This window comes from Dethiosulfatibacter aminovorans DSM 17477, from assembly GCF_900142005.1.
GTDB classification, from domain to species: Bacteria; Bacillota; Clostridia; order Tissierellales; family Dethiosulfatibacteraceae; genus Dethiosulfatibacter; species Dethiosulfatibacter aminovorans.
Window position 1 is genome coordinate 25,127 of record NZ_FQZL01000034.1, and the last position, 10,534, is coordinate 35,660.

Here is a 10,534-nt window from a genome sequence, read left to right on the forward strand (position 1 = left end):
ATTATTGTCCCTCCTTTGAAGCCAGTATGTTTTCCAGTTCCCTTATCTGATAGGTTGAATGTATGGAGACGCCGAAGTGGTCCGACTGGTGGTCTTGTGCAGGCATCAGAGTGAGGGTTTTCTGGAATGCCCCCATGGCTTCCTCGTATCTTTCCTGTTTCTTGTATGCGTGACCCAATGCAAACCATGCATATGGATCATTGTTGAAAATACGGATTGATTCCTTGTAGTAGTTCTCGGCAAGTACATATGACTCGGGATGATTTTGATGGTAGCCATATTCCATATATGCATTACCTATCATATAGTAGAGCTTGGAAAAGCTCGGATTATATTCAATTGCCAGGGTGAGATTGTCTATTGTACCCAGCGTGTCGACTTCACTGCTCATGGTACCGAAGGCTCCCATTATGTAATGGCAGGTGAATGCATCTGCACTGTCACCGGATGACAATACTTCCTTTGCTTTTTCATCCATGACCATTCTCCTTGCATACTTAATGACATAAGTATTGTAGAGTTCGTCATAAAAGCTGAAAAGATCCTCTTTTTCCACAATCAAGTCCGAGAAATGGTCGATATTATCAAGTGATGATTTGTATTCACCCTTGTACAGCTCAATAAGGGACTTGCAATAAACTGCAAACCATCTCTTGCTGTCTTTTGCAAGGATTTTGTCAACTACTAGCTCTGCCTCTTGAGTAACTTCATAATATGACGAATTGTAATTCTTCTTCAGAAGGGAATAGGCGTATTGTTCTGCTATTTCGGGGTTTTGAGGATTCCTTTCATAGGCTTCCTTGATAACCTTGTCCATCACATTCTGGTTGCCGGCTCTCAGTATTACTCCACTGTAGAGTTCCTGGGCCCATTTTTCATCAGGATACTGGTCCAGTATTGTCTGGGCTGCTTCTATGGCTGTTGTATAGGCTTTATTGTCAGCCTTCAGTTCCAAATCCGTCATGGCTATAAGATAATTTGTTACTACATCCTCAGGCAGTATCTCCCTGATCATCATCAGTTCTTCCATTGCCTCGGGATAAAGCTGGTTGTTGTAGTATTCATAAGCCATTGTTGTTATGTTTTCAAGGCAGATTTTCATATAGCCGTCTATTGATTCTAGGGTTGAATCAATTCTTCTCACACTCATGGAATTGAGACCGATTGAATTGGAATACATCCCTTTTACAACCATTTCTCTCGCTATGCTCTCCACAAGTTCTTCTTTGTTAAGTTTAATACTGAGATCTAGAATCAGTTTGTAAGCCTCAACGAACAGAGGATCATATTCCTTGGCATTCTGTGCCAGGGACAGTGACTTTGACGGGTCTTCATCAATATATCTCAATGCATCCAGGTAATATATTTTCCCTCCGTTGGGATAGAATGCATAGGCTTCCTTGAATAATGCATTTGCTTCTTTCATAGAGTTTTTTTTCTGATCGTCAGTTGCTTTTTTGTCCTTCTGGATGTGCATATCCATCAGATAGCCGTTATATGCCTTCATTAGTGCATATGCCTTCTTGTACTCGTTGCCGCAAAGGTAAAGCTGGCCATCTCTTCTGTAGTCTTCAGCTCCTGCAATGATCCGATCATATTCACCCTCTATGCTGTTGGTAAAAGGTATTGAATAATAAACAAGTGCAGCCAGGGACAGGACTACCAGTACATATCCTAAAGGAGATGTCTTTGCTGGTTTAAAATCAGCCTTGTCTTCATATATGACCCTTATCGTTTTCATCAGGAACAATATCCCCCAGCCCATGAGACAAGCATATGTGACAGTCCTGTAGAATAGGATCGTTACAGGTGAAAGATTTGTAGAAAATGCAACAGGCCAAAAAAGAAAATGAAGAAGCAGTATAAATACGGAAATAAGTATGATTATTATGGAGCTCATGATGTTGTATTTGATGCTTTTAACATATATGGCAATTGATTTCATGAAACAGCTGAAATATTGATTGGGGCTTGTTGAATTGCGAACAATGAGCCATGAGTTAAAAATGATTATTTCCATTAATATAAGACCTGCAATGGTCAGTGCCAGAGACTTAAGGAATATAGGAGTGGCATCCGGATTGGCAAGTACTGGTATATTGTGCTGGAGGAGCTTTGCAATGACTGCAAGAATCAGGAAGTTCATGACAAAGGCTGCTAGGCCTTTTTTCTTCCCGGGTTCATGTATTTCTTCATGACCGACAGAGTCCGGTTCGGTTTCCTCATCCATTGCAACTTCATCAGGGATTTTAGGAGTCTGTATCTTGTGGATTCCATAATACAGGAAGAAGCCTCCAACCATATACCCAATAATCTGAAAAACGGGGGCTGCAAAGACAGGGAGCATCCTGTTCAATACTGCAAGGTAGAAAACTCCGATTGATTCACCCAGCAGGGCAATGAATATTGCCAGAAACACCAGTAATTGAGATGGAAATACAGATTTGATGCGAATTGCTTTCTTCAAAACACCAATCATTATTGGTCCTCCTTAATTTTTCTATAATGTATAATATAAGTATAACAAAGCAGAGGTGTATTGTCACTGACGAGTAAGCTGTAATGGCATAGATAAGATAAGGGGTTAACTCTAGAGAAGCCAGTGAGGAAAGGAATCTGGAAAATTTCAGCAGGGATGTTTTTGCAAATAAATCAGAGGGGATTGAAGGAAATGCAGTATTTACAAACTGGGAACGAGCCTTTGACTATATCAGTAAAATATCTGAAGATGAATTGATTTCAATGCAATACCTTATGAAGAAAAATGCCGAATTGGATTTACCTTTTTTGTTTGGGCAAATAGGTAGATGGTGGGGCAATAATCCTGTCAAAAAAAGACAAGAAGAAATAGACATAATTGCAGCAGATGACAAAATGCAATTTTTTGTGAATGCAAGTGGAAAAATGAGCTTTTAGGCATGAAAATATTCAATGAGCTTGTTGAGAAAAGTAAACTAATAAAAAAATATGAGAACAAATACTATTATTTGTTCTCGAAATCCGGGTTTACAAAAGAATTGTTTATCTATGTCACAATTCAGCCTCGGTTTATAGATTTACTTATGGTACGGTTCACCTCAGTGCCTTCAACAGTAAAAAAAGAGCATAATCGCTCTTTTGAAGTTTCTATATTTTTATTATTCGAGTAAGGTCTTTATAGAACCTTTCAAAACTTAAAGGGCAGTTTTCTCTTAGGTGTCCTATGCTACTTGAGCTAGCGATCTCATTGAATAATTCTCTATTGGGTTCTTGATCAAATTGGTCAAGAACCCTTTTCAACACATTTTTAGGATAGTCGCTATCCGGATTATTATCTTGACCCCAAAGGTATTCTGGCTTCGAAGGAAGAGTAGGATTTGAGGGATAACTGCCAAATAGTGAAAGAAAAGAATCAGGATCTCCTAAAAGCCATGATTCAATCATAGTTGCAGGTACAACTGGTATAGAGTTTTCATCTCTATCATCACTATACGCAGAATAACCTGCTTGGATTTCAGTGTAGTTATTTTCAAAAGATCTTCTAATAGAGAGCTCTTTTGTTTTTGCAGATCTATCAAAATCGGAATCAACATAACAGAGAACATGGTCAATGTTTAGCGATTCGGCTTTCAAGCAGAGTTTAAATGCCTTATCGGCATGACCGGATAGTTTTGAGCTTGCTTTCTTTTGTTTTTTGCTTCGTCTTGATTTGAAAACATCTCGTTTTGATATTGATATTATTTCAATATCCTCATCAACCAGAATGTCTCTTATGTATGCTTGAACAGGGCCTTCCAACCAATCCTGTGTTCCAAACTCCTGTACACCGCAATCAGTAACACCTTCACCACTAATTAGTAATCTTTTCATTATCATCCACCGATTCTAAATAGCTGATTAATTTTTCTTCATCCAGATTATAAAGAAGTTCACCTACATACATTTCATTCAATAATAATTTGATTTTATCGCTTTTTATTAGCCTTCTATTTTTTACATTTCCATCAGAAGTTCTCCATAAGAATATTATATTATCCTCATTGAAGTAATCCAGCATAACAGTGCTGTGAGTTGTAACGAAGAATTGTCGTGAAGTGGTTTTAGACAGTTTTTCAAGTTCTTTCACCAGGTTAGCAGCGATTGCAGTATTAATACCATCTTCAATTTCATCAAGCAAAACAAAACCTAAAGATTTATTGATTTCAGCAATAGCAGCGAATCCAATAAGTCTTAATGTTCCATCACTTATCTGAGCCATATCAATATCGACAATTTTATCCTTATATTTTTCTTGTATATCCATATAGACCCAACCGGGAGTACCTTTAACATAGGTATTTATATCAGAGGTTGATTTCAAATAATTACTTAGCAATCTAAGAAAGTCTTTTTTTGAGATAGAATCCATGTTGTGGATGAATGCTGATAATTTCTCTCCACCAGCTCCAATAGAATCAGTATTTCCCCTGCTGTTTTTTCTCATTTTTTCAGTAGACATCAATTCAAAAGAATCAGATTCCAAGAAATACTCTTTAAGTTCTACTAATTCAGGGTATTGATTTTTATTGATTTTTGGATCAATTGTTTTAAGAAGCGATGAGTTAAGATTCAAACTAGGTATTGCTTCATAATCATTTATTTCATTATTAAATCTACGACCGCCATTTGATGAATATGCAAGCAAAACTTTTTGATCGCTTTCTCTCGTGAGCTCTTCTCTAATGAACTCAATTAATTGAGTCTTTTTAACTGGATTCACAGTGAATGACCAGATTAAAACATCATTATTTTTAGTAGCATAGTGTATTTTAAATGTTATGTGTTTTGTTGAAGTCAGTTTTGATCCAATTTCAGATGCCTTCCAGTTTCTATCAGACATGTAAACATCCAAATCTTTAATTGCAAAATTTTTAATAAAATCAAGGGCTTGGAGTACAGAACTTTTTCCAACACCGTTTTTCCCAATTAGGACATTCATATTTGAAAACTCAATAGTAAAGTCATTTAATGCTTTGAAATTATCGATATACATTTTTTTAATCATATTGTGTTCCTCCAAACTCTATACTATTTGATACAGTAACCTATAGTTAACAGAATTCCAGTATAGAATCCATTATTCTCAAGGGGGTGATTGTTTAATTGAGCGCTTAAGTACTCTATAATTGTATACTAAATGAGTTACAAAATCTATAAAAAAAAGGATTTCATTTCTGAAATCCTTAGAATTAGTAGGTATTAGCGTAATCAGATCAACATTCAATTTCTGCAATTAGAAAACGTGAATAATAATCATTACTGTAGAATCTTAATATCCCATTGGAGAAGTGATATTCCATCATATAGAGTTCATCATTCTCCTCAAGGACACCTTTAGAAAATGGATCACCTAGATTTTCTTCAATTTCTTCGAAATAGGCACCTTCCTTGACTCCCATAATCTCCCATGGATATTGAAATAGGACAGCACCAACAACTTTGCTGTCATCATTAAGTTCATCAAAGATAAATTCGTAGTTGTTTTCATAACGCACAGTGGGCTTATCCTTATAGGTTAGTTCCGAGTAATTTGTACCGAATTCCTTTTTTATCTCGGAAAGCGTAGAACCAATATAGTTGAAAGAAAGTTTATCATATATTGCTGAATCTGAAGACTGAGCAACGTAGACTTTTTCCTTGCTATCAATTTGCGCTACAATTGAAAACAGATTGATACCTTTTAAAGTGATTTTACAATCTTCAAAATCATAGACCATATCATAAGAGATGCCATTCATTCCTTGCTTATTGGGAACTCCTAGCGCATCAATAATTGTATCTTTATCCATGTAAGCATGTATACCCTCAAGCTTCCATACATCCCTAAGAATTACGGAACTGACTTTGCTGTCTTTTGAATTTATATCGAAGAATCCAAACATATAATTTGTATACAAGTCCTTCGTCATTGGATCTTCATTATCGTAGATATTGTCACCGGCATCAAACAAGGTAACTCCGTCATCAAAGATTGTTACTTCATCGTTGAATGCGATGTATTCTTTGCCGTCAATATTTTCTATATGATATTCTGTACCGAATTCATCTTCAATCTCTTTTAATGTGTAGTCAAAGTATTTCAAAGAAATTGATTTTTCAGAATTGGCGTCATTTTCAACATAGACACTTTCGGCAATCGGTGTTGATGGATAGGTATCTGAATCGTCATTAGTGAATTTTTCAAATATAGATCCGAAAATGGCTACTGTAACCGCTCCCGTTATGAAGCATGTGAATAGCCAAGACAATGCTATTGTTTTAAAACCGAAATACATCATTCTAAAATGTTTGTGAATGAATGCAAAAACCAATGATCCTGCTACTAGAGAATAAATGATAAATATTTTGTCCATGTTAATCCCTCCTGATTAGTTCTCTTATCCAGCGTTCTGAATAATTGTATTTTTTTGCTAATTCTCTAAAATTGTTTCCTGTGAATTCGTTCTTGATTTGATTTACAACATACTCTGTGCTGTAGAAGTGCTTTGGGAAAGTTATTTGAAGACCTCCGAAGTTTTCATGGAATTTGACAGCTACATCCATACTAATATTATCAGCAATATCTTTGTAAACCCCGTTTAGGTCTTTTGAATTGATTTTCTTATCCATATGACCCCCTTTCGACAAGAATTCTACAGGAAATAAAATGATGTATCTCCTGTAGAGTTCATTGAACTATTCATTGTATAATTCAAATTGTCAAAGAAAATGGCATTAAAATAGAGGACTCTTCATCTGAAGAGTCCTCCTTAAGTAATGTTTTTTGAATTGTTTCGTCAAATCGTAATTCAATATTGTTGATTTTCCGATTTGTGTTGACGGTGATTTTGTCAACCACTAGATTGAGTAGTAATTTTTTTTGCTCCCTGCTTGAGATTTTCAGAACACTGCCAAAATTCTTGAGAAGAGTTTTGACTTTACCAGTTGGTATTTCCTTCGTAGTTTGCTTGTAATTGATTTGATTGAGCAAATCCTCTCTCTGTATCTTGATATCTTCATACTCAGATTCAAATGCTTTCAATCTTTTCATCAAGTGAGGCTGATCAATGATTCCATCTTCATAAAGCTTGAAAATTCGTTCCTTCCTTTCCGAGTATTGAGATATGTCTTTGTTTATCAACTCAAGTTTGGTCTGTATAGGTTTGACGTTCTTCTTAACGTAGTCATTTAAATTGTTTATGATGGTTTCCACAAGTCCATCATCTAGGGTGAATTCGTTGAGTTTGCTTAATACGTAATCCTCTGCATATTTGGCATTTACAGAGTTAGCATTACATTCTGTCTTGCCGAAATTCTTATACTTTGAACACTGATAATACTTGTAGTATGACTTGTTTCCAGAAGGACCTTTACGCGGTGCTCTCCCGGCAACCATTGAACTTCCGCAAACAGGACATTTTAGGAGTCCTGTTAACAGGAATGCACCTTTCTTTGGGGTGGTTCGATAACGCTTTTTGCTGTTGAAGATTGACTGTGCTTTTTCCCAGGTTCTGATATCAATAATAGGGGTATGATTACCATCTGCAAGCACTAGTTCTTGTTCATTACCTTTTCGTTTGTTCTTAGAGTGATTGACATAGTTGTTGAAACGTATTTTACCGGCATAAGTTGGATTGTTAATTATTGTCCGCACTGAATAAATTGAGAAAGCATTACCTTTAACAGTCGTAAAGCCAAGTTCATTTAGCTTAAATGCGATATATTTGAATCCTTTACCATTTATGTACCAGTCAAATATCATCCTGATTATTTTTGCTTCTTCTTCAATAACAATAATCTCTTTCTTGTTTTGAGATGAGTCTGGGTAGACTGACCTGTAACCCAGCATCAGCCCACCATTGAAACCACCTTCTCTAGCTTTCTGTTTCATACCATTTTTCACGTTTTCTACGATTGTTTCTCTTTCGAATTCCCCTATTGAGCCCAGCAAGTTGAATAACAACTTGCCGGAAGGATTACTGGTATCAAAGGGCTCGGATACAGATCTGAAATCAACACCTATTCTTTCAAACTCTTCGTATATCTTCAAAAGATCCAAATGATTTCTTGAAATTCGACTCATCTTCCAGACCATGACCATATCAAATAGTCCTGCTTTTGCATCTTCCATCATCCGCATGAAGGCTTCTCGGTTATCCATACTTTTACCGGAAATTCCACGATCGATGTATTCTCCGACAATTGTGTAACCAAGTGCTTTAGCAAGGTTTCTTATTGCCTCTAGCTGAGCCTCTATAGAGAAGCCATCTTCAGCCTGCCCTGTAGTCGAGACTCTAACGTAGGCTACAACACGTTTTATCATGAATTATTCCTCCTGGCTATATATTTGATGAATTCTATATAGCATGGCCTACTGACTCCGAATCTTAGAATAAAATCATCTGCGACGGTTGTAGGTATGTAGAATCCATGTTCTGTTGTGTGATATTCTAGCATGTCAAAGTCATATTGGGTAAAAGCTGGATTGCAAACAACGATTATTTCATCTAATAATCCATTCTTTGCATCTTTTATCATTTTAACAAACCCGCTACTAACAATCCGTTCGGTACGTGGTCTGCTGTTATCAACTATGTCGATATACTCATCAATAATATCCATATTATAACGTTTTGCGATTTTTTCGATAGTTATTATATCAGATAAATACTTAGTGTTTTTGTTCAAGTCCATATTAATTTCTGTCATTGTGTGTATTCCTATTTTGTATTTATTGTTTTTCATTTTAATTATCCTCCGAATTTTGTTCTATTTTATTGAAATTGCTTATTATTATCTCTATAATCAAGTCTGTTAAAGCTGAGTCCACCTGAGTGCCCCCAGCTATTATTGTGTTTTGTGGCTTGGAAGCCAGAGTTTCCAACGGTTGATTGTTCATTGTCCCCCTGCCCCCTTAAAATTCAAGTAGTAAGTCATTTAGTTTATTCTTATCTATGACTAGATATCGTTTACGTCCAACACCTGGAAATGATTTTTTGACGGTTCGTTTATTACCATCCTTCTCTATTAATCCAAGTGCATCAAGGGCCATATGAGATTTGTTTTTTGAAGCAGAGTACTTTCTGCCTTGATCCTTATAGAACTTAACAACTTCGCCAAGTACTAAATCAGGATATAAGAAATAGTGGGTATCAGTTTCCCAGCCATATCTCTCCATGTTGTTATCATCTGATTTCGACAATGATATGTAGTGAGAAGATATCAATTCGTCCACTGCTTTAGCATAAAGTAGTCCAGGTTCATCAGAGTAGATATCATAAGTCATTTCGGTGACAAGTTCCAATAAGCTTTTAGATGCATCATTACATTCATTAATTCTTTCCTTTTTGTTAATTGCATTTATGTAGCATCCATATTCCTGAAATATCTCAAATGATACAAGTAGCAGGATATATGAATCAAGTAGTCTTCCGTGTTTAAAATTATTTCTATATTCTTTTCTGTAGCTATTGACTCTTTCCTTGATTTCCTTGACATAGGTCTCATAGTTTTCAGAAATATACTTAAGGAAGGCATATATAAAGGTCGAAAAGTGTTTGGGTCTATCCTGACAATATGATAAAGTTTCTAGGTCTACACTTGTTTTGTCAAGATATAGATGCAAGCACCTCGAGCGGCTGGAAGTACTTCCATGTGTGTCTTCAGCTGAGACCAAACAAACTCCATTAGGTTTATATTCTTTCTGTTTCTCCATCTTGGAAGTCATTCTTGCATTTGATATATTGTCTCCAAAAAGTCTTATCATATGATCTGCAGATAGAAATAAGTTGCGTCGTTCGATACTTGATGATGCAGGAAAGAAATCATCTATTATTATTACCGAGTCTTTGTACTCAGAAGCCTTGACTGTATAAATAAATATACAAATTTTTTCAAAAATCGTTTTCTAGCAAACGGTTTTTTTTATTATTATCTTTTATAATATTAATAAGACAAGACATAGTTTATAAAAGTTTAAATTTATTTGGGGGATGAATAAATGGCTAATCAAAATATTAAAGACCTTGTAGAAAAATATTATGACCAAGTTGTAGAGTTAAGACATTATTTTCATATGTATCCTGAGCTTGCTTTTGAAGAAGTGAAGACAGCAAGAAGAGTAGCGGATACTTTAAGAAATCATGGTATAGAAGTAAAAGAAGGGATAGCTAAAACTGGAGTTGTTGGGCTAATAAAAGGTGGTAAACCGGGACCAACGGTTTTACTAAGAGCAGATATGGATGCTTTAAGATTAAATGAAGAGGCAAATTTATCTTATAAATCAAAGGTGCCAGGGGTAATGCACGCATGCGCTCATGATGGCCATACTGCAGGTTTGTTAGGAACAGCTATGATTCTTAATGAAATAAAAGAACAAATTTCTGGAAACATTAAAGTTCTATTTCAACCCGCTGAAGAAGACGCTGGAGGTGCACTCCCTATGATAGAGGAAGGCGTTTTAGAAAATCCAAAGGTAGATGCAGCTTTTGGTATTCATCTCATGGGAACTGTGAATGAAGGAGTGATTCAATTAAAA

10 protein-coding genes are annotated in these 10,534 nt (G+C 35.8%); 2 read left to right on the forward strand and 8 right to left on the reverse strand.

The annotated features are described in order from the left end of the window. Nucleotide 1: 1 nt before the first annotated feature. Nucleotides 2-2,479, reverse strand: coding sequence for a tetratricopeptide repeat protein (locus tag BUB05_RS16095; protein WP_073050641.1), 2,478 nt, complete (start codon nucleotides 2,477-2,479; stop codon nucleotides 2-4). Between the two features lie 182 nt (nucleotides 2,480-2,661). Between BUB05_RS16095 and BUB05_RS16100 the strand changes: the two genes are divergently transcribed. Continuing rightward, nucleotides 2,662-2,916, forward strand: coding sequence for a DUF234 domain-containing protein (locus BUB05_RS16100; RefSeq protein ID WP_281258002.1), 255 nt, complete (start codon nucleotides 2,662-2,664; stop codon nucleotides 2,914-2,916). Nucleotides 2,917-3,126: 210 nt separating this feature from the next. Here BUB05_RS16100 and BUB05_RS16110 read toward each other — a convergent pair whose 3' ends face one another. The 7 genes from BUB05_RS16110 to BUB05_RS16140 form a co-directional block, all read right to left on the reverse strand. Further along, nucleotides 3,127-3,849, reverse strand: coding sequence for a DUF4276 family protein (locus BUB05_RS16110; protein WP_073050644.1), 723 nt, complete (start codon nucleotides 3,847-3,849; stop codon nucleotides 3,127-3,129). Then, nucleotides 3,830-5,023: an AAA family ATPase gene (locus BUB05_RS16115; protein ID WP_073050645.1), complete on the reverse strand. Its 1,194-nt coding sequence runs from the start codon at nucleotides 5,021-5,023 to the stop codon at nucleotides 3,830-3,832. The genes BUB05_RS16110 and BUB05_RS16115 overlap by 20 nt, the downstream gene beginning before the upstream one ends. 208 nt (nucleotides 5,024-5,231) lie before the next feature. Next, complete coding sequence (locus BUB05_RS16120; RefSeq protein ID WP_073050646.1) at nucleotides 5,232-6,371, reverse strand: hypothetical protein; 1,140 nt, start codon at nucleotides 6,369-6,371, stop codon at nucleotides 5,232-5,234. Between the two features lies 1 nt (nucleotide 6,372). Then, a complete protein-coding gene (locus BUB05_RS16125) occupies nucleotides 6,373-6,627 on the reverse strand; it encodes a Mor transcription activator family protein (RefSeq protein WP_073050647.1) in 255 nt (84 codons plus the stop codon). A gap of 82 nt (nucleotides 6,628-6,709) precedes the next feature. Further along, on the reverse strand, nucleotides 6,710-8,320 hold the full coding sequence (locus tag BUB05_RS16130; RefSeq protein ID WP_073050648.1) for a recombinase family protein: 1,611 nt from the start codon (nucleotides 8,318-8,320) through the stop codon (nucleotides 6,710-6,712). Then, the gene (locus BUB05_RS16135) at nucleotides 8,317-8,742 is read right to left on the reverse strand and encodes a recombinase family protein (RefSeq protein ID WP_073050649.1); all 426 of its coding nucleotides are present in this window, start codon (nucleotides 8,740-8,742) and stop codon (nucleotides 8,317-8,319) included. Before BUB05_RS16135 ends, BUB05_RS16130 begins: the two co-directional genes overlap by 4 nt. A gap of 169 nt (nucleotides 8,743-8,911) precedes the next feature. Then, on the reverse strand, nucleotides 8,912-9,763 hold the full coding sequence (locus BUB05_RS16140; protein ID WP_073050650.1) for a hypothetical protein: 852 nt from the start codon (nucleotides 9,761-9,763) through the stop codon (nucleotides 8,912-8,914). Between the two features lie 234 nt (nucleotides 9,764-9,997). Between BUB05_RS16140 and BUB05_RS16145 the strand changes: the two genes are divergently transcribed. Further along, the coding region (locus tag BUB05_RS16145) for a M20 metallopeptidase family protein (protein ID WP_139258045.1) at nucleotides 9,998-10,534 on the forward strand (537 nt) is incomplete at its 3' end.